We start from the raw sequence: 22,569 nt of genomic DNA on the forward strand, positions 1-22,569 counted from the left end.
AAAAATTAAAATTAATCTCTTTTTAATTTTTGTAATTAAATTTTTTCCGTTAAATATTTCCAATATCTTTTTGGAACATGTTGATAATGTAATTTTAAATTTTTTCTTTCCGGAATATTTGTTTTAAAAAAATAGCGCTGCCACAATTTTTGATATCTGATTTCTTCCTCGTGGAATAATTTTTCTATTTTTTTAAAATTAAAATCCTGATCTTTTTCGGGATAAAAAACTTCCGTTGTTTTCAAATCATAAAACACGCCGTAATGTCTTTTAATGTCAAATATCATCCATTTTTGATCTTGATAACGGTCTTTAAAATGTTTCACAATTAATGGTAAAACATTAAAATCTGGTTCAATCTTTGAAAAATAAACATCGTCTTTCAGTTTTTCAAATCTCACAAACGCGTGCATTCTGTGAATTTCACGATTTATTGATTTATTAATTTTTGCAATTTCCAGGATCTGTTCATCAGCGTAATTTTGCAAAATATTCTGCGTTGGATTTTTCAACGATTTTTGGATCGCATCTAAAATTAAAAACTCTAAATCATTTCTTTCTGATAAATAAACTTTTAGCAATTGAGAAATTCCTGACTTTTCTAAATTTATTTCCAGTTTTTTTAAAACGCGTTCCGATTTTTCCTTTGACGTAAAAACTTCGTGAACTTCCGAAAACATATTTTCACTTTGATAGTTTTCTTTTGAAATGATTTCAGCGGGCGAAAATTTATATTCAAAAACCTCGAAAACCGACGTCAAAAGTCCTTCAAAACTGCCATCATAAAGTAAAGTCGTCATTTTTAAAATAAACTTAACTGTTCTGAAAATGGATTCTGAAATTTAGATTTCATTCCAGTCATGATGATTTTTTTGAAATCCTGCTGTTCAATATATTTGTTGAAAATATTATGCGTATCAAATTCTACAAAGTACTTTGCGCGGTTCAAGGCAACACCCATTTTCTTTAAATTATCTAAATTTAATTTTTGAAAACGTCTTGCGCTTATAATTTTATTAACCGATTTCCCGCCAATTCCGGGAATTCTGAGCAACATTTGTTTTGTCGCGGTATTTACATTGACTGGAAACTGCTCGCGGTGACGCAACGCCCAAGCCAATTTTGGATCGACTTCCAGATCTAAAAATGGATTTTCTTTTTCTAAAATTTCATCAGCCTGAAAACCATAAAACCGCATCAACCAATCTGCCTGATATAATCTGTTTTCCCGCAACATCGGGACCTGCGAATCAATCGACGGCAATCTTGCGTCCGTCAACATCGGAACATAACCGGAATAATAAACACGTTTCAGATTAAAATTCTGGTAAAAATGATCCGCAACTTTAATAATTTTTAAATCCGTTTCATCGGTTGCGCCGACAATCATTTGCGTGGATTGTCCAGCAGGTGCAAACTTCGGAACTTTTCTGAATAATTTTTTTTCTTCCTTATAAAGCATCAATTCATTTTTTACAAAACCCATTGGTTTTATCATTTCAGAATGTGATTTATCAGGCGCCAAAAGTTTTAAACCTTTTTCTGTGGGAATTTCAATATTGATGGACAATCTATCGGCGTAAAGTCCGGCTTCTTTCATGATCTCATCGCTCGCGCCGGGAATGGATTTTAAATGTATGTAACCGTTAAAATTGTGTTCCTGGCGTAATTTTTTTGCCACATGAACTAATCTTTCCATGGTCGTATCGGCATCTTTAAAGATCCCGGAACTTAAAAATAAACCTTCAATATAATTTCTTCGGTAAAAATTAATGGTCAGATCGACAACTTCTTCTACTGTAAAAGCGGCGCGTTTGATATCGTTGGTTTTTCGGGAAACGCAATAAGCGCAATCGTAAATGCAATGGTTGGTCAAAAGAATTTTTAAAAGCGAAACGCATCTGCCGTCTTCTGTGTAAGTGTGGCAAATCCCGGAAGCGTGACTGTCGCCCAAACCACCGTTTTTATTTTTACGATTTCCACCGCTGGAAGAGCAGGAAACATCATACTTTGCAGCATCTGCCAGTATTTCTAATTTCTCTTTTATTCGCTCTAAATTCATTTACTTTGAAGATTTTTCAATAAGTAAATTTACAAAATTTTAGTAAAACTATTTACTAAAATTTTAAAAATGATGGAAAATTGCTATAGATTTTAGCAAGATTTATTTAGAATAAAGTTTATTAGTAGATGGTTATTTTATTTATATCTTTTTTAATCCTTTTATTTTATCGTCCTATACCTTTTTATTAGAACTAATATTTCTTTTTGATCTAATTGAATTTTATTTTTCTTGCAAATTGATAATACATATTTAAATTTTGAAGATTGATTAAATGATAAAAATGCTTTTTTTTCCATAACGGTCATAACTTCTGTAATATTTAAATCGAATTCCTCTTTAGACATATTCACATTTTTGATGAAGTCGTTTATTATTTCTTTAATATTAGCACTTGTCATTTCAATTTTAATATTTTCCATTTCTTTGAATTCAGACTTGTGAAGAGAATCTTGTTTTTCAGAAAACCATTTATAAAAATTATTCACCTTGTTGAAATAAGTTGTAGACACTAAAAATAAATCGATGTTTTTGTCATGTTTTGAAATGTATTCTTTCGCTAATGATTTCCAACCTGAAAATTGTTGCAAATCTGAAACAGAAATCATTACTCTACGTTGGTAATTTCTATCTTTTGATAATAAATTGGTAACAACTGAAATACTTGGTGCTTTGAAATGCTGAAGATATTGTCGAAAATTTCTAATAAATGTAGAAACTTCGTCATTTGTAAATGTTAGTTCTATTTTTTTAATAAATTCTTTCTTAAATAATTCGTTATCATCATATAAATCATTTACAAAAACCCGAGTGTGATCAATTAAAGATTGTGCGGATGCAAGAAAGTTATGTAAAAATCTTAAAGTTTCAATTTGAACTTCCCTTAATTTTTCTCTATTTTCAACTGAATGAATTTCTTGGGAGCCTTTAGGATTAGTTTGTAATTCTATCTGATTAATAAGTTGATTGTAATTTTCGGTAAATATGTAAGTCGATAGTGAAAATAAATTTATTTTTTTACTAATGATATAACCTTTACTCTGTTTAAGTTTTTCTAAAAGTTGAAAATATCTAAGTACTTTATCTTCCATAAAATTTTATTTATTCTTATCATCTAAAAATTATGCAGGATGCAAAGCAAAGCAATACGAAACATATAAATCTATTAAATAATATAATATCAGAATAGTTAAAATAACCACACAAATAATTTTAAAATATTTTTTATTCATTTTTTTAAAATCTAAATCTCCACCAATATCGGACAATGATCAGAATGTTTTACCTGTCCTAAAATTTCAGCAGATTTTATTTTTTTCGCTAATCCTTTGGTGACGAAATGGTAGTCCAAACGCCAACCTTTGTTATTTGCACGGGAATTGGCGCGGTAACTCCACCAGGAAAATTGTTGGGAATCCGGATTCATTTCGCGGAAACTGTCTGTGAGATTGCATTCTTTCATAAAGTTGGTCATCCATTCTCTTTCCATGGGTAAAAATCCGGAAGTGTTTGCTAAACCTTTTGGATTGTGAATGTCAATGGCTTCATGGCAAATATTGAAATCGCCGCAAATAATAAGATTGGGAATTTTGTTTTGTAATTCTTTGATGTAATTTAAAAAATCATGGCAAAACTGCATTTTAAATTCTAATCGGTCAATATTTGACGCCGAAGGAACGTAAACTGAAAGCACCGAAAAATCTTCAAAATCAGCGCGCATAATTCTGCCTTCATTGTCGTAACTTTCTATGCCGCAACCAATTTCAATGTGTTTTGGGGCAACTTTAGACGCAATTCCAACACCGCTGTAACCTTTTTTTTGCGCAGAATGCCAGGTGCTGAAATAACCGGCTTTTTCTAAACTTTCAATATCGATCTGGTCAGATCCGGCTTTGCTTTCCTGAATGCAGATGACGTCTGGATCTTCGGTTTTTAGCCAACCGAGAAAGTCTTTTGTAAAAGCAGCGCGGATTCCGTTGACGTTATAGGAAATTATTTTCATGTTTTTTATTATTTGTTTTTGTCATTCTGACGATGGAAGAATCTTTATTAGCCAAATATTCTCCGTTTCGATTTTCTATATTCAGAATGACAATGTTAAATTTTAATTATTTAAAACCAAATTTACAAATATCTTTTATGAAAATTTCTTGTATTTATTTTGTTCTTTTTTCTTGATAAAAAAGAACCAAAAAATCAAGAGTGGAATCTCACCTAAAAATTAAAATTTAAACCTAAAATTTTTGAATTGACTCACAGAACTTCGTCGAATCACTTCGTTAGGTTTCGGGCGGAAAGTTCAATTTTTTTCTGAGTTATTTGTTATTTGCCGCCACTCAAACAGAAAAAATTTCATAAAGGTTTAAAATCAAATATTCTTAACGGCTCCGTTTCCGAGGTCGTATATGAATGTTATTTGATACTTATTCTCCTTTCGGAAAATGAAAAAATCTTCTTTTTTAGCCGCGGCTGAAACGGCATCCTTTTTTGGCGCGAGCGAAGCGAGCGCCAAAAAAGATAGAGTGGAAGACGGGAAGACTTTTCGGAAAAAGCAAAATCTTCTTGCTCCTAAATTTCCCACTAATTAAGTTTTCGAAAATCTTTAAGCGAATTGTTTTTCCAGCGTTGATTTTATGTGATTTTTTTGGTTTATATTTATTTAAAATTTTCAATTTAAGACATGAAGAACTTTTATATATTTCTATTTTTTCTGATTTTTTCTAACAGCTTTGCACAAAAATCCACGATTAATTTCGACGATATAAAAACGAATGTGAATGATTCTGCATCAAAATATTTTTATGACCGATTGGTTTACAGATTTCAGTATGACCCGACAATGCTGGATTCTTTGGAAATGAAACATCTGTATTACGGTAAATTTTATTCAAAATATAAGAGTGCGCCGCTTAATGTGGACAAGTTAAATTTTGTAAAAAGTTTTAAAAAAGCCAGTCTTACTGAGAATGTAAAAGCGGCGGACGCTTTGTTATTTAAAGATCCAACTGATCTGGAAGTTTTGGCAATTTTGCTACAGGTTTATTCACGGGAAAGTGAGGAAGCTGCTGATTTTGGTTTGCGCGCGATGCAATTGAAACTTTTGATAGAAACCATTTTGAAATCTGGGACGAATGATAATGAAAATCTTGAGTTTACGGTAATGTCGATTCCGGATGAATATGTTTTGGCGGGTTTTTTAAAAGTAAATCTGCAAACTTATAGACGATCTTCAAAAATGGCTGAAGATGCTACGTACGACCGTTGGAAAGACGGTAAAAAGCAATTGATCTTTAAAGTGATGCAGGATAATGAACTTTAAAAAATCAGTTTTTCACTTTAAAACTCCATTTAAAAGAGAATTTTGAAACAATTTCACCCATCTCATTAATGCCGGTTGAAAATAACATCAGTTCGACGCCTTCGCCAGTTTCAATCGCTTGTTGAATTGCGTTGTCAATATCTCTTCCCTGATTACATTTAAAAATAATTTTTCCGGTTGCTTTTTTGGTGAATTCGGCATCTTGTTCAGTTACCAGCATTGAAATTTTTTGTTTGGATTTTCTGATTTTTTCCGCGCACATTATTCCGGTAGAAAATTCTGCGGCCATTCCCTGAACCGCCCAGAACATAGAATTGAATGGGTTTTGGCTAAACCAGCTTAATTTTACTTTCGTCTGACATTCTTCCTTTTTTAAAGATTCTAAACGAACGCCCGCCAAATAGGAAATGGGGATTTTTGCCAGTAAATAAAGGTGGAATTGAAGCTTTGTCATTAAACAAATTTATATATTTTTAGAAAAGAAAGCGAAGAATTCTTTATCCGTTAAATAGTATTTAAACTTCGAAATCATCTGATTCAAATTTTTCGTTTTGAATTTCAACCGCTTTTTCAAAATCGCTTTCATTCACAAGCAATTCTTAATTCTGCAAAAATGATAAACCGTAAGCTACATTATTTATAAATTCGTTTTCTATAAAAGAATCAATATTTCTGGAAGAAAGTTTTGATTTTAAAAGTTCAATCTCATAAAGAAAGGAAGATTGCAATATTTTTTTCATTAAATAAAGATAAGGTATTTTTTAAAAAAAACCGCTCTACAGAATGTAGAACGGTTTAAGATATTTGTAAAATTATTTTATAAAACCTTTGTCTTTCAGCAAAGGCGTTATGGTTGGATTTCTTTCTGCAAAATCTTTGTAAGCTTCATTCAGGTCTTTTGAATTCCCGACAGATAAAATATATTTTCTAAATCTATCACCATTTTCACGCGTCATTCCGCCATGTTTGGTGATATAATCCCAGGCGTCAGATTTCAGAAGATCGCTCCACATATAAGCATAATAGCCAGCTGCGTAACCGCCGCCCCAAATATGAGCAAAATAAGGCGTATGATATCTCGGCGGAACTGCCTCTAAAGTAAAACCATATTGATCTAATATAGTTTTTTCCATCTCTAAAGCCGGTTTAAACTGAGATTTGTCGGTCACAGAATGCCAGGCCATATCTAAAGTTGCAGCAGAAACTAATTCCGTACTTGCATAACCTTCATTAAAAGTAGCTGCTTTTTTAATTTTATCAATTAAAACCTGCGGAATTGGCTGTTTTGTTTGATACTGTAAAGCGTAATTTTTTAGAATTGAAGGTTCCAAAGCAAAAAACTCATTTATTTGAGAAGGGAATTCTACGAAATCTCTTGGAACTGAAGTTCCGGAAATAGTTTCATATTTCTGACTTGCAAACATACCGTGCAAACTATGTCCAAATTCGTGGAACATCGTTGTCACATCATCAAAAGAAATTAATGAAGGTTTTCCCGGGGCAGGTTTTTGGAAATTAAAAACATTTACAATTACTGGTTTTGTGCCGTTCACGTAAGATTGATTTACAAAATTATTCATCCACGCGCCGCCGCCTTTATTGCTTCTTGTAAAGAAATCAAGGTAGTAAATAGCGAGTGATTTTCCGTCTCTGTCAAAAACTTCATAGGCTTTAACGTCTGACTGATAAACTGGAAGATCTTTTCTTTCTTTAAAAGTAATGCCGTAAAATTCTTTTGCAGCATAAAAAACACCTTTTTCTAAAACCGTATTGACTTCAAAATATGGTTTTATCTCGCTTTCATCAAGGTCATATTTTGCTTTTCGAACCTGCTCAGAATAAAAATTCCAGTCCCACGGTTCTACTTTAAAACCACCTTTTTGTTTGTCAATTATTGCCTGAATATCTGCTGCTTCTACTTTTGCCTGAGCCACAGCAGGAGTTCCCAATTGTGATAAAAGGTTTAAAGCATTTTCTGGTTTTTTTGCCATTTGATCTAAAAGGTTCAATTCTGCGTAAGATTTTTTACCCATCAGATGTGCTTTTTCCATTCTGAGCAAAGCAATTTTTTCTAAAGTCGAACGTGTGTCATTTGCATCACCTTTTTGAGCTCTTACAACGGAAGCTTTAAATAACTTCTCACGCGTTGCTCTTACTTTTAAATTTTGAAGTAACGGTTGCTGAGTTGTATTTAATAAAGTTAGTTGGTACATTCCGTCGTGTCCAGCATCTGTTGCATCTTTTTTTGCCGCAGCCAATTCATCAGCGGATAAACCGTCTAATTCTTTAACGTTAGAAATTAAAACCGCACCGTTTTTTCTAGCTTCAAGTAATTTTGTTGTAAAAGTGGTAGAAAGTGTTGCTAATTCTGCATTGATCTTTTTCATCTCCACTTTTTGCGCATCGGTAAGATTTGCGCCAGCCAGTTCGAATCGTTCTTTGTAAACCTCTATCAAACGCAGATCTTCAGCATCAAGACCTTTTGTGTCAAGTGCTTTCATTCTGTTTAAAATAGAAGAATTTAAATAAATTTTATCATTGTGTGCTGCAAAAACCGGTGCATAATCAGCTTCTATTTTTTGCAAAGTCGGGTTGGTATTTGAACCTGATAAATTGTAGAAAACGATCATTGCCCGCTTCAAAACCTGTCCGCTGTTTTCTAAAGCCAGAACTGTATTTTGGAAAGTTGGAGTTGCTTTGTTATTTGCAATTGCATCAATTTCCTGCTCATTAATTTTTAAACCGTAGTCAAAAGCAGGTTTAAAATCAGAATCTTTTATCTTATCAAATTCCGGTGCTTCATATTGAAGCTGACTTTTTTTAGCAAAAGGATTTACAAAAACTGAATCACTTTGCATTGTGGTAGAATTTTTCATAACTGGTTTCGGTGGAATTGGTTTAACGCTGGAACAGGAAATGCCAAGTCCCAAAGAAGAAATCAAAACTACAGATGTAATATTTTTCATTGTTAAGTTGTTATATTTTTAGAGGTCTAAATATACTATTTTTATCTAAAATTAATTAACCAATAAAACAACAGCTATGAAAACCAACAAAATTCTTTTTTTAATTCCTTTTGCTTTGCTCACATCGTGCAGCATTAAAATAAATGACAAAGGACAGGATTCTGACAGCATGGGGAATCTCTTCTCAAATTCAAAATCAATTAATGGAACAGGTGATGTTCAGGAAAAAACTTACAATTTAAGTTTTGATGAATTAAAAGTTTCCAGCAGTATTAATGCGGAAGTTATAAAATCAGATGTTGAAAAAATTGTTATTTCGGCGCCATCGGATTTATTAAATGAAGTTTGGGTCGAGCAAAGCGGCAATAAGGTTCACATTCATTTTAAACCAAATTTAAATATCAGAAATTCTGACAGGGTAAAAGCAACCATTTACGCGAAAGATTTTAGTAAATTATCAGCAAGTTCCAGCGGGATAATTGTGGTAAAAGATAAATTTACACAAGATAATATGGATATTGATGTTTCAAGTTCCGGAAGTATCGAAGGCGATCTGGAAGCTAATAATTTAAATCTTCAAATCTCCAGCAGCGGAGATTTTAAAGGAAAATTATGGGCGGTGGATTTTAGCGGAGAGATTTCATCTTCGGGAGATGCTACAATTTCCGGGTCTTCTACAAATTCTAAATTTAGAGTTTCTTCTTCAGGAAAGTTAGATGCGAGAAATTTTACTACAAAAAATGCTGATTTACAAGCTTCAAGTTCTGGTGATATTGCGATGAAAGTTTCCAATACATTAAATGCTTCAGCAAGTTCCAGCGGAGGTATTGATATTCAAAAAACAGGAAATTTAAATATTCAAAACAGAAAAGAGAGTAGTGGCGGCTCTGTAAATGTGAGATAACTTATAAATGATAATTTGGCATTCAGGTACTATTTAAATTTTTTTTATCAAATTTAAATATTACCTGAATTTTTTTTATTTAATACGTAACATATTAAAACTACCTCCGACTATTATAGTAAAATAAACCCTTTCAATATGAAAAATTTTAATATTGGTGTTTTAGCTTTTTTAGGAATTATTTCATTTAGTAATGTCACAGCGCAAAAAACTAAAATGACGAAAAATACTTCTCAAAAACAATTTAAAGCAATGCCACAAGTTTCAGAAGCAGGTCTTAATCTTGCTGAAATGGACAAATCTGTGCGTCCGCAGGACAATTTTTACGATTATGTAAACGGTTCCTGGATGAAAACTGCAAAAATTCCTTCCGATAAAACCAGTTGGGGAAGTTTCAACAAATTAGCCGAAGACACAGATGATCATTCTATGTCTATCTTAAATTCTCTTCTTTCTGAAAAATTTGCTGCAAACAGTGAAGGTCAGAAAATTCAGGATCTTTATGCCTCTTATATGGATACTTCAAAAAGAGATGCCGACGGAATTAATCCAATAAAATCTGATTTAGCGCAAATTGATGCCATTCAGAATCTTGCAGATTTTCAAAAATATATTGATGCTGCTACAGCAAAAGGCGATAATCCTTTCTACGGTTGGGGAATTGATGCAGATTTGAAAGACTCAAAAATGAACGCTGTTTATTTAGGCGATGCAAGTCTTGGTCTTGGTAGAGATTATTACCAAAAAACAAGTCCGAGAAATACGGAAGTTTTAGCGGAATATACCAAATATGTTTCAACAATGTTGGGTAAATTAGGCTATACAAATTCTTCAGAAACAGCTGCAAAAATTGTTGCTTTTGAAAACAGCATGGCGCAAACTTTACTTACGAACGAAAAACTTCGTGATTCTAATTTACAATATAACCCAAAAACTTTACCTGAACTTTCCGGGTTGGTTAATAATGTAAATCTTCCTGATTATTTAAAAAGTATCGGCGTAGATACAAACCGCGTGATCGTTGGTGAGATCAATTATTACCAAAATTTAGATAAATTTATCAATACTGCAAATCTGCCTTTAATCAAAGATTACATGAAATTTCATTTGCTTTCCGGCAATGCACAATTTTTAAGTACAGATCTTGGTGATGCTAAATTTGATTTTTACAGCAAATATTTGAATGGCCAAAAAGAACAACGCGCTTTAAACAAAAGAGGTTATCAATTGATTAACGGTGTTTTAGGGGAAGCTTTTGGAAAATTATATGTTGATAAATATTTTCCATCAGAAGCGAAAACTCAGATGGTAGAATTGATCGGTTATTTGAAGAAAAGTTTTACCATGCATATTAATAATTTGCAATGGATGTCTTCTACGACAAAAGAAAAAGCATTAGATAAATTAAATAAATTCACCGTAAAAGTAGCTTATCCGGATACGTGGAAAGATTATTCTAAATTAGATATAAAATCTGAGGCAAATGGCGGTTCACTTTACAGTAATTTAGCAAATGTTGCAGCTTGGCAAAACACCAAAAATCTTGCTAAAATCGGTAAACCAGTTGACAAATCAGAGTGGGGAATGACGCCACAAACGGTTAATGCGTATTATAATCCGGTAAATAACGAGATCGTTTTCCCGGCCGCTATTTTACAGACGCCATTCTTTAATCCAAAAGCAGATCCTGCCGTTAATTTTGGTGGAATTGGTGCCGTTATTGGTCACGAGATGACTCATGGTTTTGATGATTCCGGCGCCCAGTTTGATGGTGACGGAAATTTAAAAGACTGGTGGACGCCGGCTGACAAAGCAAATTTTGATAAAGTAACAAAAGCATTGGCATCTCAATACAACACTTACGAACCTGTAAAAGGAACTTTCGTGAACGGAACTTTTACGAATGGTGAAAATATAGCCGATCTTGGTGGTGTAAATATCGCTTTTGATGCGCTTCAAATGTATCTAAAAGACCACGGCGCTCAACCAAAAATCAGCGGTTATACGCAAAACCAAAGATTTTTCCTTTCCTGGGCAACCGTTTGGAGAACATTAGCGACAGATCAAAGCAAAATGAATGCAGCGAAAACAGATCCACACTCGCCTGGTTACTACAGATCTTTCGGTCCGTTGGTAAATACGGATGCTTTCTATAAGGCTTTTGATGTAAAAGCCGGCGACAAACTTTACAAAACACCGGAGAATAGAATTAAGATCTGGTAAAAATTAAATTATATATTTCAAACCACTTTCATTTAATTGAAAGTGGTTTTTTTGGGCAGACAATTGATTTCATCGAATGCTTAATATATATTTTTTCTGGGCAGCTTTATCCGCCTTCCGTTCCCGCTTTTTTCCACTTCGCTTTGCTTCGTGTAAAAAGAGCTTCACTCAAGTCGGGCTGCAATTTATCGCAAAAATCAAGTTTTATTTTTTAAATTTGATATTTATTTACTGACAACTAACAACTAACAACCGACAACCGAAAACCAAAAATATGCAAGCCGAAGAAATCCAAAATTGCTGCTTACAAAAAAAAGGCGTGACGGAATCTTTTCCTTTTGAAAATGAAACTTTGGTTTTTAAAGTGGGTGGAAAAATTTTTTTGTTGATGTCACTAGAATCTCAACCTTTAAAAATTTCTTTAAAGAATACAACTGAAAAAAATATCGAACTGCGCACAAAGTATTACCAGATCGAAGGCGCTTATCACATGAATAAAACCCACTGGAACACCGTCATTTGTGAAGGAATTAAACCAGATTTAATAAAAGAATTAATTGATAGATCTTATGATATCATATTTCAGTCTTTAACTAAGAAAATAAAAGATGAGGTTGTAAACCCGTAATTTAGATATAATTTAACTATAGTTAATCTTTAGTATTTAAAAACTATTTTTTAGTATTTTTATTTGAAGAATAAATAAAATAAATTAAAATTTCTCTTGCATATCTGTTTTTTTTTTTTTTTTTACAAGGTTGAAAATAAGTGTACAATTATTGGTAACAAAAATTTAGTTTAAACCTTAAAAATTTATTAAAATGAAAAAAATTATTTTAGGACTGTTTATGACAGTTGGTGTCTCAGCATTTGCAATGGCAAATACATCCGTTTTTGTTAAAAATTATAAAGAATTTTCAAAAATTGAAAAAAAAATTAATATTAAAAATGTTTTAGAAACTACTAATTTAGTAGACTGTTACCACGGTTTCAAAGCCACGTTGATTGACTGTGCAGGAAACTCGCACAGCGTAGATATGGGTGGTTTTCCGGGCGAATGCGGAAATAGTGAAGATGGGTCGGTTGTCCTGCATTATATGGGAACCTTTTTATCGGAAGATTGCATAGGACAAACAAATTAATTGTATGAAACGATTTTTGTTATTTTTATATGTATTAAGCGCAATATTTTCTTTCTCGCAAAATTCAATAGTTATTAAATACGATTTTGTACAAAATACAGATAACACTTCTAAAATATACGGTCAGTTTTTAGTTTCAAATAAAACGGAAAGTTATTACATAATGCCTTTTCATAAAGTATTTAAAAATTATGATGAATTATTAAATGATCAGGATTATGCAGATTCTGGAAGATATATGAATTCTTTAAAAAAAACAGATAATTACATTTTAGGAGTTGCTTATATACCAAATAATCCAATAATAAAGATTTATAAAGATTTTACACCTGAAATCAAATGGAAAATACTTAGCGAAACTAAATTAATTTTTAATTTTAATTGCCAATCAGCAGTTGGAAATTTTAGGGGTAGAGATTATAAAGTGTGGTTTACAACTGAAATTCCTATTTCAGATGGTCCTTGGAAACTTAGCGGTCTGCCAGGTCTGATACTTGAAGCAACTGACTCAAATGGCTATTTTAGTTTTACTGCATCTGGAATTAGTTCAAATTCTAGTTATGTTATTCCCCGGAAATTAATTAATTTTTATAGTGAGAATGATAAAAAAATAATTAAATATTCAGAATTTATCTTCGAAGAAAACAATGCACTGTCTGTATTTAGACAAAAGATGATGGCTAATTTGCCGAAAGGTGTACAATTGACAAATATTCCACCTATTAGAAAATTAGAAATTGAAGCTAATTTTGAATGGGAAAATGAAAAGCAGTAATGTTAGATTTCATTATCAACAAAAAGAAGGTAGAAAAGTTCTGCCTTCTTTTATTTTTAAAAATCATTTGTGAAATTTTTCTTTATTTTTTGGTTTAAGATTTTAGCACAAACTGAATTAAAAGGTCTGCTTTTAAAATTATTAAGAATTTATCTTGCAAATCTGTTTTTTTTTTTTTCTTTACAAGGTTGAAAATAAGTGTACAATAATTGGCAACAAAAAATTAAATTTTAACCTTTAAAAATTTATTAATTTTAAAAAAAATTACCTTCGGACTTTTTATCACAGTTGGTATGACAACTTTTGCTTTTGCAAAAAATGATGGTAATGCAGAGCGTCTTTTGAAGAAAGATTTTTTAAAAGTTGCAGATTGTAACATTAGCGCAAATGTTAAAACTTATGATCAGGGTGGGACACTATTATCTAATATAACATATAAAACCACTGGGTCAGGTTCAGAATGTGATGGCGCTACTGATGGTCTAGTACTAATTAATACTAAAAGAGTTGTAGAAGGAATTACCGCTCCTTAAATTTTAAATTGAGGCTTTCAGTGAGCCTCAGATTTTATAAATAAAAAAAATGAAAATAAGATTTATTACTTTCTTTCTTTTCCTTTCTCTTGTAATGTTTTCCCAAGGAGTAAAAAATTTGGTAGTAGAGTATTCTATGGTTCAGGACGAAAACGGAGCTAATGATAGTTTTAATGAGTTTTTAATTTCGTCAGATAATGAGAATTTGTATTTTAATTACGGTAAAAGTAACGCTGTACTAAGTATTGATCAAGTTTTTGCCAATTTTGATTTACAAAAGTTAAACTATGTAATTAAGCGCGAAAATTCTGGTGATATTATTGAATCTGGATGGCGTGTTTTACCAAAAGTAGAATTTATAAAGGATGAACAAACTGTAATAAATTGGAAATTATTAGTTGATGCAAAGAAAATCTTAAATTATAATTGTAATAAAGCGCAATGTATTTTTAGAGGTAGAACATATACGGTTTGGTATACTATGGAAATCCCATCCAAAATCGGTCCCTGGAAACTTTCTGGCTTACCAGGTTTAATTTTGGAAGCGATTGATAGTAAAAATCTGTATAATTATTATGCAAGAAAGGTGATGCAAAATTATACGTTAAAAACCCCGGATAAGTTTAATGAATTTACGAAAAAAATGGAAAAAAATCCAATCCCTTTAAAATCCTATATCAAAATACAAAATGATTTTTTAAAGGATCTTAATAGAAGAAATTTAGCCAATATGCCTGCTGGAAGTATTATGGCACCTAACCAAAACCTTCGCGAAGCTCTGAAAGAAATAACTTTTGAATGGGAAATTTTTCCAGAAAAACTGTAAGTGAATAAAATATTTTTATTTTTTTTACTTTTTTGCATTAAAATCTCTGCACAAACTGAAATAAAAGGTCTGCTTTTAAAATTATTAAGAATTTATCTTGCAAATCTGTTTTTTTTTTTTTTTTTTTTTTTTTTTTTTTTTTTTTTTTTTTTTCTTTACAAGGTTGAAAGTAAGTGTACAATTATTGGCAACAAAAACTTAATTTAACCTTAAAAAATTTATTAAAATGAAAAAATTAATTTTAGGACTGTTTTTGACAGTTGGAATTTCTAGTTTTGCAATGGCAAATTCTTCTGTTGCAAAAAAAAGTTCTTTGGATTTGTCAACATCTGAAAAACAATTAAGTATCGGTAAATATTTAAAATTAAAATATACTATGGACTGTTGGAATAGTACAACCTGGAATGACTATGATTCTTCAGGTCATCTTACTTCTAGTATCACTGTTGCTTATGCAGGAGCATGCTTACCTGGAGATGCAGATGGCACGGTACATATGACAATTCATAATAACAAACCAGCAATTGCTGCTATTAATTAGTTAGATGAAATGTCTTTTCTTTCTCTTATTATTTTTTTCAAATTTTATTTATTCACAAAATAGAGTTGGAGTTGAATATCAATTTGTTTTTAATAATGATGATAAGTTTAGTGAATATCTTTTTATTGAAGATGGTTTTTCGTATTATTTTGGTGTTGGAGGTATTTATGATCATTTTGATAAAACAGATTATAAAAGTGCTCTAACAGAATTAAACGAAAATAAAGATCTAGGAACTGTTAGGTTATTTTATTCTGCAAATACTGGTAAACTTTTTGAATATAAAGTGGCAGTTAAACCAAAACCACTTTTAGCTTGGGAATTATTACCTAAAATTCCGTGGAAAATAGACGCAGACCATAAAGAGATTTTAGGTTATGATTGTCAAAAAGCAAGTTGCATTTTTAGAGGAAGAACTTATATAGTTTGGTTTGCCCAAGATATTCCTGTGAGTGAAGGACCATGGAAATTAAAAGGTCTTCCAGGATTGGTTTTGGAAGCCCGTGATGTTGAAGGGCAATATAATTATCTTGCGAAATCTATTATTATCAGTTCTGATTTAGAAGAACCAATAATCGAAAAAGAATATTTTGATAAAGAAATTCCTAATTCGAAAAATCTCAAAGAAGTTATTTTGCTTGAGAATAAGTATTTAAATGGTAGAAGAAGTGAAATAATGGCATCTTATCCTTCTGGAACTGTTTTTCAAAATCCCCCAATTAGAAATAGCTCTAAAGAAACGGAATTTGAGTGGGAAAATGAACCTGAAAAACCTTAATTTTAAAATCTATAATTATTAAATTTATGGCAAATAAAATCTGCCATTTTTATTTTCTCAAATTTTTTTCTCAAATTTCTGAATGAAGTTTTTTACAATATTATTTATTATTTTTTCACTTAAAATTTCTGCACAAACAGAAATTAGAGGATCGGTAATTGATGATCATAAAAGACCGTTAGCAAGTGTAAATATTATTTTGCTCAACTCAAAGGATAATATTATCACTTTCGTCTTTAGCAGTAAAGACGGAAGTTTTGTTATAAACAGTCAAAAAACCGGCGATTTTAAATTAAAAATAACAGCACTTAATTTTCACCCAAACATTTTAGATATTTCAATTATCAATAAAAATAAACCTATTGATTTAGGTAAAATTACCTTGGTTCAATTAAAAGAAACCGAAATAAAAGAAGTAGTAATCTCACGGAAAATACCAATTCGTGTTAAAAAAGACACCATAGAATATTCGGTAAAAAGTTTCTCAAACGGTACCGAGCAAAATGTAGAAGATCTGCTAAAAAAACTACCGGGAATTAAAATAGATAAAGACGGAAAAATAAAATATGGGGACAAAGAAGTAGATCACGTCTTGGTAGAAAACGACGATCTTTTTGAGAGAGGTTACCAAACTTTAACGCAAAATATGCCGTCCCAACCATTAAAATCTGTGCAGGTTTTAAAACATTATTCTAAAAATAAATTACTAAAAGGCGTAGAAAACTCGGAAAGTATCGCGCTAAATCTTACCCTAAAAGAAGATGCGAAAGACCAGTGGTTTGGCAGCGTTTTGCTGGCTTCCACGAGTTATAAGGAAGATATGAGGCAGGCAAAATTCAACCTGATGAATTTTTCTAAAAAGAAAAAATTCTACTTGTTATTCAATGGCAATAATCTGGGTCTGGATGAAATGAATGGCGTAGAGTATCTCATAAATCCTTCTTCAGACAAAGACGTAGAAAATGTGGGTGGAAATATAAATACACTTTCGATTTTAAATCTTCATCAAAAAAATTACCAGTTTGAGGATAAAAGAACCAATTTTAATAATGATAAACTGGCGTCGCTAAACTACATCAACAATTTTAAAAACAACTGGAAATTAAAATTTGTCACCATTTTTAATCAGACGGAAAATAGAAATTTTACCGAAAGTCTCTACAGGTATAATTACCAGGGTTTAAATTTTACAAACACGCAAAGTAAAACCTGGCAGCAGCAGAAACAGAACATTGTCGCAAAAATAGAACTCGTAAAGGATTTCAAGCAAGAGGCAAGCCTTAAGTTTTACAATAAATTTTCCTGGTTGCAGGAAGATAATGATAACAGCTTTATCTTCAACGGTACGCCAAATAACCAACTTGGGGATAACCGTCTTTTTTCGAGCGAAAATAAAGCGGTTTATACCAAAAAGATAGATTCTTCACAGGCATTTGTCGCTGTGGTAAAATTTATTTCGCAGAACCGACCTTACCATTTTAGAGAAAAAAGCAATGTTTTTCAGTCTTTGTTAAAAAATGAAAATGCGCAAAATATTTTAGAAAACATCAATTCTGATATGTATTTTGGTGGTGGAAAATTATCTTACTTAAAGAAATATGCAGAAGATCATAATCTTGAAATCCAGATAGGCGATGAGTTCCGTAATAATAATCTAACATCTGATATTTCTGTTTTCAGCGATTCGGGGTCAGAAATTAATTTTGAAAAAAGCGCCTTTAAAAACAATATTCATTTTAGGCAAAACAAATTGTTCGCACAGGGAAAATATAACCGGAAAATTAAAAAGTTATCATTTGGTGGAAATCTTTTAACCCAGATAATTTCCACTAATTTTAATGAAAATAAAGACAATCAATTTATTGTTTCACCAATTTTAAATATAAGTTTTGAAAGCAAAAATTTTGGAAGTCTCTCCCTGTCGGGCGGCAGAAGTTTTTCCCAAACAAATATTAATGATCTAAATATCAACTATATTTACAGCGGAAACAGGAGTTTTCAAAAGAGCGATGTTGGTTTTAGGTTATTGCCTTCTTACAATTTTAATATTGGTTACAGCATAGGGAGTGAACTTTCAGACCAGTTAATTTTTAATGCTTCCTATTTTAGAAACGAAGATTATCTGTCTAATAATGTGATCGTTAATCCAGATTACAGTTTGTTCCAAAAAATACTAGTAAAAAATAATCACAATATCTCTGGCAATTTACAGGCAAAGCGTTATATAAAATTTATAAGTTCGAGGTTTAGTTTAATTGGTTCTTATTTTAATTCTGACTATCAAAACAGCGTTAATAAACAACCGTTAATTACCACTAAATTCTCAAATGCAAAAGCAGGTTTCGAAATGAAATCAGGCTGGACAAAATTTTTAAATTACGAACTTGGCTATAATTTCACATTTAATAATATACGGTCCGATATTAATTCAAACAAATACACGGATCAGAAAGGATTTGTAAATCTGTATTTTAGAATTTCGCAAGTGTTTAATTTACTATCAAACTACGAGATTTACAGATATGGAAGTACGGCGCAGAGATCCATTCAGTTTTTAGATCTAAATTTAGATTATAAATGGACAAAGTATAAAATGAATTTATTCATTAAAGGCAATAATTTATTAAATGTCAGATCTATACAAAGATATTCTATTGATAATATCAGCGAAAGTCTTTATACACAAAGGTTAATTTCAAGAAATATTCTTTTCGGAATAAATAAGAATTTTTAAAACTCAAACTTTTCCATTAAAATTTTATCTTCATCCAGTCTTTCGATTAATTTTTCAAGGCTTTCAAATTTTATTTCCTCATGTAAGAAATCCCGAAATTTTAGAGTTAAAGTTTCACCGTAAATAGTTAAATTGAAATCCAAAATATAAACTTCAACAGTTTTGGTTTCACCATTGACAGTTGGGTTTGTACCAATACTCAACATGCCTTTGTAGAATTTATTTTCATGAAAAACCTCAACAATATAAGCGCCATTTTTCGGTAACAATTTAATGTCATCAACTTCTAAATTTGCCGTCGGATAACCAATTGTTCGTCCTAATTTTTTACCATCTACAACTTTTCCTGAAAGTGAATATTTGTAACCCAACATTTCATTGGCCTCTAAAATATTTCCGGTTGAAAGCGCATTTCTAATTTGCGTAGAACTGATGTGTTTGTGGTGAAAATCTACGGCAGGTAGTTGAGAAAATTCGAAACCTAATTCGGGTGCTAATTTTTGCAATAATTTAAAATCTCCGGATTTGTCTTTTCCAAAAGTATGGTCATAACCGATAATTAAATATTTTACATTTAATTTTTCAACCAAAATTTTTCGTACAAATTCTTCTCCCGAAAGATTGCGAAAATCTTCATCAAATTTTTGCAAAAATAAATTTTGAATCCTATTTTCCTGAAGTAAATTTCCCTTTTCTTCAATTGTGTTTAATAATTTCAGATCACAATCCGGATCAAAAAAAGTTCTTGGATGTGGCCAAAAAGTAAAAATTGCAGATTCTAAATTTAAACTTTCTGCGACTTTATTTAAATGTGAAATGATAAACTGATGACCTTTATGAACACCATCAAACATTCCGATCGACAATGCAAGTGGTTTTTTTGAAGAGTATAAATCCAGATTTTTAAAGGTTTCCAAAGACGGTTTTTTTCGGTATGCAAATATGATAAAAATCTTCTTTAGAACCAATTGCAGATTTCGTAGGTTTTCCTATATTTGCACCAAGAAAAAAATTAGCAATGGCAAACCAAATAGTAGGTAAAATTTCCCAAATTATCGGTCCGGTTCTAGATGTTGTTTTCGCAGACGCACAGGAACTTCCAAAGATTTACGACGCTTTAGAAATCACCAAGAAAAATGGTGAAAAAGTAATTCTTGAAGTAGAGCAGCATATCGGTGAAGATACCGTAAGATGTATCTCAATGGATGCAACTGACGGTCTTCAAAGAGGTTACGATGTTGTAAGCCAGGGACAGCAAATTACAATGCCGGTTGGTGAAGGTATCAACGGAAGATTGTTTAACGTTGTTGGAGATGCTATTGACGGATTGCCACAGGTTTCTAAAGAAGGCGGATTGCCAATTCACAGAGACGCTCCTAAATTTGATCAACTTTCAACTTCAGCAGAAATTCTTTACACAGGAATTAAAGTAATTGACCTTGTTGAACCTTATTCAAAAGGGGGAAAAATTGGTTTATTCGGTGGAGCAGGAGTTGGTAAAACAGTTTTGATCCAGGAATTAATTAATAATATCGCGAAAGGACACGGTGGGCTTTCAGTTTTCGCTGGAGTTGGTGAAAGAACGAGAGAAGGAAATGACCTTTTAAGAGAGATGTTAGAATCTGGCATTATAAAATACGGTGATGAATTCATGCATTCTATGGAAAATGGCGGATGGGATCTATCCAAAATTGACATGGAAGTAATGAAAGAATCCAAAGCGGCTTTCGTTTTCGGACAAATGAATGAGCCTCCTGGAGCAAGAGCAAGAGTAGCACTTTCTGGATTAACTTTAGCGGAATATTACCGTGACGGTGGCGAATCTGGTCAAGGTAGAGATATTTTATTTTTTGTAGATAATATTTTTAGATTTACCCAAGCTGGTTCAGAAGTTTCTGCACTTTTAGGTCGTATGCCTTCTGCAGTAGGTTATCAGCCAACATTGGCCTCAGAAATGGGAGCGATGCAGGAAAGAATTACTTCAACTAAAAATGGTTCAATTACATCTGTACAAGCGGTTTACGTTCCTGCGGATGATTTAACGGATCCAGCACCGGCAACAACTTTTGCCCACTTAGATGCAACAACGGTTTTAGATCGTAAAATTGCTTCATTAGGTATTTATCCAGCGGTTGATCCTTTGGCTTCAACTTCAAGAATTTTAGCACCTGAAATTATCGGTGAAGAACATTATAAATGTGCGCAAGATGTAAAAGAAATTTTACAGCGTTACAAAGCATTACAGGATATTATCGCAATTCTTGGAATGGAAGAACTGTCCGAAGAAGATAAATTGGTAGTTTACAGAGCGAGAAAAGTTCAGAGATTTTTATCTCAACCCTTCCACGTTGCTGAGCAATTTACAGGTTTGAAAGGATCTTTAGTTGATATTAAAGATACCATCAAAGGTTTCAACATGATTATGGATGGTGAATTAGATCACTTACCAGAATCGGCCTTTAACTTGAAAGGAACTATTGAAGAAGCCATCGAAGCAGGTGAAAAATTATTAGCGGAAAACGCTTAGGAGAAACAAGATTTTAGAATCAAGAATCAAGATTAACTTTTTAGGTTAAAATCTTGTTTCTTGTCTCTTGACTCTTATATCTATTTAAAAAATGAATATAAAAATATTAACACCAGAACACGTTATTTTTGAAGGTGAGATCAACTCGGTTTTGATTCCCGGGAAAAATGGTGATTTTCAAATCATGAATAATCACGTTGCCATTGTTTCTTCATTGGTTGCTGGAAAAGTTAAACTTTACACTTCTGCGATTGCTGATGAATATTCAAAATTTTTCACGAAAGAGAAAGAAAATGACAGCGTTTATTCATTTCAGGTTAAAAGTGGTGTGATAGAATTTAACCATAATAAAGGAATTATTTTAGCAGAATAATTATCTTAATTAAATAAAAAAATCCCGCTGAGTTCTAAACTTAGCGGGATTTTATTTTTATAACTATCTCGTTAAAGCTTCCCGCTTTTTATGATTTCGATGTACGATAATAATCATAACGGTAATTAAACCGATAGAAACTGCAGAAGCGTTTAATGTTCCCAGATCCAAACCACCTTTTGCTAAAGGCTTCGTTAAAAAATCTCCGAATGTGGCGCCAAATGGACGTGTAAAAATGAAGGCGATCCAAAATAAAAGGATCTCATTAAGTTTTGTGAAATAGTGCAGTAAAACGACAACTAAAATAATTCCACCGGAAATGATAGCGCCAGTAAGATAACTTAATTCGAGATTGTCACTTAGAAAATCGCCAAAAGCAGTTCCTAAACTATTAGAAAAAAGCACAGCGATCCAAAAATAAATTTCTTTATTTCTCACAAAAATCGGATAGACTTTGAGATCTTTAAATTTTTTGTACCATAAAAACAAAGTTAAAAGTAAGGCGGCAATCAGAATTAAACTTCCCAAAGCGTAACCTAAACCCAAACTTCTGTCCATAAAATCTGAGATTTCTGTCCCTAAAGTGGTCGTTCCAATGATCACAAGCCAGTAAAAAGCCGGAGTATATTTTTTTACAGAGAGTTGAATTCCTAAAACAATTAAGAAAAAAACCAATGTTATTCCGATTCCAATGGCGTAACCTAAGTTTAAAGTTTGAGCAAAAAAATCACCTAATGTTTCGCCCAATGTTGTGGCGACTATCTTCATTAACCAAAATAGTAAAGTAATTTCGGCCACTTTATTAAATGTTGTTTTTGTAGATGAATCCATATTTTTGTGGGTTGAATTTTCTTTTAAAGGAAATA

23 protein-coding genes are annotated in these 22,569 nt (G+C 31.9%); 14 read left to right on the forward strand and 9 right to left on the reverse strand.

Annotated features, from left to right (window positions below):
- Window positions 1–35: 35 nt before the first annotated feature.
- The 4 genes from BM238_RS01585 to BM238_RS01600 all read right to left on the reverse strand — a co-directional run bounded on the left by BM238_RS01585 (window position 36) and on the right by BM238_RS01600 (window position 4,064).
- Window positions 36–800, reverse strand: a complete 765-nt coding sequence (locus BM238_RS01585; RefSeq protein ID WP_090078431.1) for a TIGR03915 family putative DNA repair protein — start codon at window positions 798–800, stop codon at window positions 36–38.
- A 2-nt stretch (window positions 801–802) separates the two neighbouring features.
- Entirely contained in the window at window positions 803–2,062 is a 1,260-nt protein-coding gene (locus BM238_RS01590) for a putative DNA modification/repair radical SAM protein (RefSeq protein ID WP_090078432.1), read from the reverse strand.
- 161 nt (window positions 2,063–2,223) lie between these two features.
- Window positions 2,224–3,153 carry a hypothetical protein gene (locus BM238_RS01595; protein ID WP_090078433.1) on the reverse strand — a complete coding sequence of 310 codons (930 nt, stop codon included), beginning with the start codon at window positions 3,151–3,153 and terminating at the stop codon, window positions 2,224–2,226.
- A gap of 152 nt (window positions 3,154–3,305) precedes the next feature.
- The gene (locus tag BM238_RS01600; protein WP_090078434.1) at window positions 3,306–4,064 is read right to left on the reverse strand and encodes an exodeoxyribonuclease III; all 759 of its coding nucleotides are present in this window, start codon (window positions 4,062–4,064) and stop codon (window positions 3,306–3,308) included.
- A gap of 439 nt (window positions 4,065–4,503) precedes the next feature.
- On the opposite strand from BM238_RS01600, the gene BM238_RS14350 reads away from it, so the two are divergent.
- Together BM238_RS14350 and BM238_RS01605 are read left to right on the forward strand one after the other, a co-directional pair.
- Window positions 4,504–4,650 carry a hypothetical protein gene (locus BM238_RS14350; protein WP_177205407.1) on the forward strand — a complete coding sequence of 49 codons (147 nt, stop codon included), beginning with the start codon at window positions 4,504–4,506 and terminating at the stop codon, window positions 4,648–4,650.
- A gap of 92 nt (window positions 4,651–4,742) precedes the next feature.
- A complete protein-coding gene (locus BM238_RS01605; RefSeq protein WP_090078435.1) occupies window positions 4,743–5,381 on the forward strand; it encodes a DUF4919 domain-containing protein in 639 nt (212 codons plus the stop codon).
- A gap of 4 nt (window positions 5,382–5,385) precedes the next feature.
- Here BM238_RS01605 and BM238_RS01610 read toward each other — a convergent pair whose 3' ends face one another.
- From BM238_RS01610 to BM238_RS01615, 3 genes are all read right to left on the reverse strand, one after another.
- Window positions 5,386–5,835: a DUF4442 domain-containing protein gene (locus BM238_RS01610; protein WP_090078436.1), complete on the reverse strand. Its 450-nt coding sequence runs from the start codon at window positions 5,833–5,835 to the stop codon at window positions 5,386–5,388.
- A 145-nt stretch (window positions 5,836–5,980) separates the two neighbouring features.
- Window positions 5,981–6,121, reverse strand: coding sequence for a hypothetical protein (locus BM238_RS14355; protein ID WP_177205408.1), 141 nt, complete (start codon window positions 6,119–6,121; stop codon window positions 5,981–5,983).
- Window positions 6,122–6,193: 72 nt separating this feature from the next.
- Window positions 6,194–8,347: a M3 family metallopeptidase gene (locus BM238_RS01615; protein ID WP_090078437.1), complete on the reverse strand. Its 2,154-nt coding sequence runs from the start codon at window positions 8,345–8,347 to the stop codon at window positions 6,194–6,196.
- 76 nt (window positions 8,348–8,423) lie between these two features.
- On the opposite strand from BM238_RS01615, the gene BM238_RS01620 reads away from it, so the two are divergent.
- The 10 genes from BM238_RS01620 to BM238_RS01670 all read left to right on the forward strand — a co-directional run bounded on the left by BM238_RS01620 (window position 8,424) and on the right by BM238_RS01670 (window position 18,803).
- Entirely contained in the window at window positions 8,424–9,251 is an 828-nt protein-coding gene (locus BM238_RS01620) for a head GIN domain-containing protein (RefSeq protein ID WP_090078438.1), read from the forward strand.
- A 138-nt stretch (window positions 9,252–9,389) separates the two neighbouring features.
- A complete protein-coding gene (locus BM238_RS01625; protein ID WP_090078439.1) occupies window positions 9,390–11,474 on the forward strand; it encodes a M13 family metallopeptidase in 2,085 nt (694 codons plus the stop codon).
- 274 nt (window positions 11,475–11,748) lie between these two features.
- Window positions 11,749–12,102, forward strand: coding sequence for an MmcQ/YjbR family DNA-binding protein (locus BM238_RS01630; protein ID WP_090078440.1), 354 nt, complete (start codon window positions 11,749–11,751; stop codon window positions 12,100–12,102).
- Window positions 12,103–12,295: 193 nt separating this feature from the next.
- Window positions 12,296–12,616 carry a hypothetical protein gene (locus tag BM238_RS01635; protein ID WP_090078441.1) on the forward strand — a complete coding sequence of 107 codons (321 nt, stop codon included), beginning with the start codon at window positions 12,296–12,298 and terminating at the stop codon, window positions 12,614–12,616.
- Between the two features lie 4 nt (window positions 12,617–12,620).
- Window positions 12,621–13,391, forward strand: a complete 771-nt coding sequence (locus tag BM238_RS01640; RefSeq protein WP_090078442.1) for a GLPGLI family protein — start codon at window positions 12,621–12,623, stop codon at window positions 13,389–13,391.
- Between the two features lie 293 nt (window positions 13,392–13,684).
- Window positions 13,685–13,924, forward strand: a complete 240-nt coding sequence (locus BM238_RS01645; protein ID WP_090078443.1) for a hypothetical protein — start codon at window positions 13,685–13,687, stop codon at window positions 13,922–13,924.
- Window positions 13,925–13,973: 49 nt separating this feature from the next.
- Window positions 13,974–14,750 (forward strand): GLPGLI family protein, encoded by a 777-nt coding sequence (locus tag BM238_RS01650; protein WP_090078444.1) that lies wholly within the window; start codon window positions 13,974–13,976, stop codon window positions 14,748–14,750.
- 226 nt (window positions 14,751–14,976) lie between these two features.
- Window positions 14,977–15,291, forward strand: coding sequence for a hypothetical protein (locus BM238_RS01660; RefSeq protein WP_090078446.1), 315 nt, complete (start codon window positions 14,977–14,979; stop codon window positions 15,289–15,291).
- A gap of 4 nt (window positions 15,292–15,295) precedes the next feature.
- The gene (locus BM238_RS01665; RefSeq protein ID WP_090078447.1) at window positions 15,296–16,069 is read left to right on the forward strand and encodes a GLPGLI family protein; all 774 of its coding nucleotides are present in this window, start codon (window positions 15,296–15,298) and stop codon (window positions 16,067–16,069) included.
- 82 nt (window positions 16,070–16,151) lie between these two features.
- The gene (locus BM238_RS01670) at window positions 16,152–18,803 is read left to right on the forward strand and encodes a carboxypeptidase regulatory-like domain-containing protein (RefSeq protein WP_090078448.1); all 2,652 of its coding nucleotides are present in this window, start codon (window positions 16,152–16,154) and stop codon (window positions 18,801–18,803) included.
- Here BM238_RS01670 and BM238_RS01675 read toward each other — a convergent pair.
- The gene (locus BM238_RS01675) at window positions 18,800–19,720 is read right to left on the reverse strand and encodes a bifunctional riboflavin kinase/FAD synthetase (protein ID WP_090078449.1); all 921 of its coding nucleotides are present in this window, start codon (window positions 19,718–19,720) and stop codon (window positions 18,800–18,802) included. The two genes, BM238_RS01670 and BM238_RS01675, sit on opposite strands and share 4 nt — an antisense overlap.
- Before the next feature lie 101 nt (window positions 19,721–19,821).
- Between BM238_RS01675 and atpD the strand changes: the two genes are divergently transcribed.
- Together atpD and BM238_RS01685 are read left to right on the forward strand one after the other, a co-directional pair.
- Window positions 19,822–21,330 (forward strand): F0F1 ATP synthase subunit beta, encoded by a 1,509-nt coding sequence (gene atpD, locus BM238_RS01680; protein WP_090078450.1) that lies wholly within the window; start codon window positions 19,822–19,824, stop codon window positions 21,328–21,330.
- Window positions 21,331–21,421: 91 nt separating this feature from the next.
- Window positions 21,422–21,703 (forward strand): FoF1 ATP synthase subunit delta/epsilon, encoded by a 282-nt coding sequence (locus BM238_RS01685; RefSeq protein ID WP_090078451.1) that lies wholly within the window; start codon window positions 21,422–21,424, stop codon window positions 21,701–21,703.
- A gap of 63 nt (window positions 21,704–21,766) precedes the next feature.
- Here BM238_RS01685 and BM238_RS01690 read toward each other — a convergent pair whose 3' ends face one another.
- Complete coding sequence (locus BM238_RS01690; RefSeq protein WP_090078452.1) at window positions 21,767–22,534, reverse strand: COG4705 family protein; 768 nt, start codon at window positions 22,532–22,534, stop codon at window positions 21,767–21,769.
- Between the last annotated feature and the right edge of the window lie 35 nt (window positions 22,535–22,569).

Origin of the sequence: Halpernia frigidisoli (assembly GCF_900113805.1) — a bacterium.
Taxonomy (GTDB): domain Bacteria; phylum Bacteroidota; class Bacteroidia; order Flavobacteriales; family Weeksellaceae; genus Halpernia; species Halpernia frigidisoli.

Coding starts and splice junctions, on each gene's coding strand:
- BM238_RS01635 (WP_090078441.1), top strand. CDS start 12,296: ATGAAAAAAATTATTTTAGGACTGTTTATGACAGTTGGTGTCTCAGCA.
- BM238_RS01595 (WP_090078433.1), bottom strand. CDS start 3,153: ATGGAAGATAAAGTACTTAGATATTTTCAACTTTTAGAAAAACTTAAA.
- BM238_RS01590 (WP_090078432.1), bottom strand. CDS start 2,062: ATGAATTTAGAGCGAATAAAAGAGAAATTAGAAATACTGGCAGATGCT.
- BM238_RS01685 (WP_090078451.1), top strand. CDS start 21,422: ATGAATATAAAAATATTAACACCAGAACACGTTATTTTTGAAGGTGAG.
- BM238_RS01640 (WP_090078442.1), top strand. CDS start 12,621: ATGAAACGATTTTTGTTATTTTTATATGTATTAAGCGCAATATTTTCT.
- BM238_RS01660 (WP_090078446.1), top strand. CDS start 14,977: ATGAAAAAATTAATTTTAGGACTGTTTTTGACAGTTGGAATTTCTAGT.
- BM238_RS01625 (WP_090078439.1), top strand. CDS start 9,390: ATGAAAAATTTTAATATTGGTGTTTTAGCTTTTTTAGGAATTATTTCA.
- atpD (WP_090078450.1), top strand. CDS start 19,822: ATGGCAAACCAAATAGTAGGTAAAATTTCCCAAATTATCGGTCCGGTT.
- BM238_RS01650 (WP_090078444.1), top strand. CDS start 13,974: ATGAAAATAAGATTTATTACTTTCTTTCTTTTCCTTTCTCTTGTAATG.
- BM238_RS01600 (WP_090078434.1), bottom strand. CDS start 4,064: ATGAAAATAATTTCCTATAACGTCAACGGAATCCGCGCTGCTTTTACA.
- BM238_RS01585 (WP_090078431.1), bottom strand. CDS start 800: ATGACGACTTTACTTTATGATGGCAGTTTTGAAGGACTTTTGACGTCG.
- BM238_RS14355 (WP_177205408.1), bottom strand. CDS start 6,121: ATGAAAAAAATATTGCAATCTTCCTTTCTTTATGAGATTGAACTTTTA.
- BM238_RS14350 (WP_177205407.1), top strand. CDS start 4,504: ATGAAAAAATCTTCTTTTTTAGCCGCGGCTGAAACGGCATCCTTTTTT.
- BM238_RS01620 (WP_090078438.1), top strand. CDS start 8,424: ATGAAAACCAACAAAATTCTTTTTTTAATTCCTTTTGCTTTGCTCACA.
- BM238_RS01610 (WP_090078436.1), bottom strand. CDS start 5,835: ATGACAAAGCTTCAATTCCACCTTTATTTACTGGCAAAAATCCCCATT.
- BM238_RS01690 (WP_090078452.1), bottom strand. CDS start 22,534: ATGGATTCATCTACAAAAACAACATTTAATAAAGTGGCCGAAATTACT.
- BM238_RS01605 (WP_090078435.1), top strand. CDS start 4,743: ATGAAGAACTTTTATATATTTCTATTTTTTCTGATTTTTTCTAACAGC.
- BM238_RS01665 (WP_090078447.1), top strand. CDS start 15,296: ATGAAATGTCTTTTCTTTCTCTTATTATTTTTTTCAAATTTTATTTAT.
- BM238_RS01615 (WP_090078437.1), bottom strand. CDS start 8,347: ATGAAAAATATTACATCTGTAGTTTTGATTTCTTCTTTGGGACTTGGC.
- BM238_RS01670 (WP_090078448.1), top strand. CDS start 16,152: ATGAAGTTTTTTACAATATTATTTATTATTTTTTCACTTAAAATTTCT.
- BM238_RS01645 (WP_090078443.1), top strand. CDS start 13,685: ATGACAACTTTTGCTTTTGCAAAAAATGATGGTAATGCAGAGCGTCTT.
- BM238_RS01630 (WP_090078440.1), top strand. CDS start 11,749: ATGCAAGCCGAAGAAATCCAAAATTGCTGCTTACAAAAAAAAGGCGTG.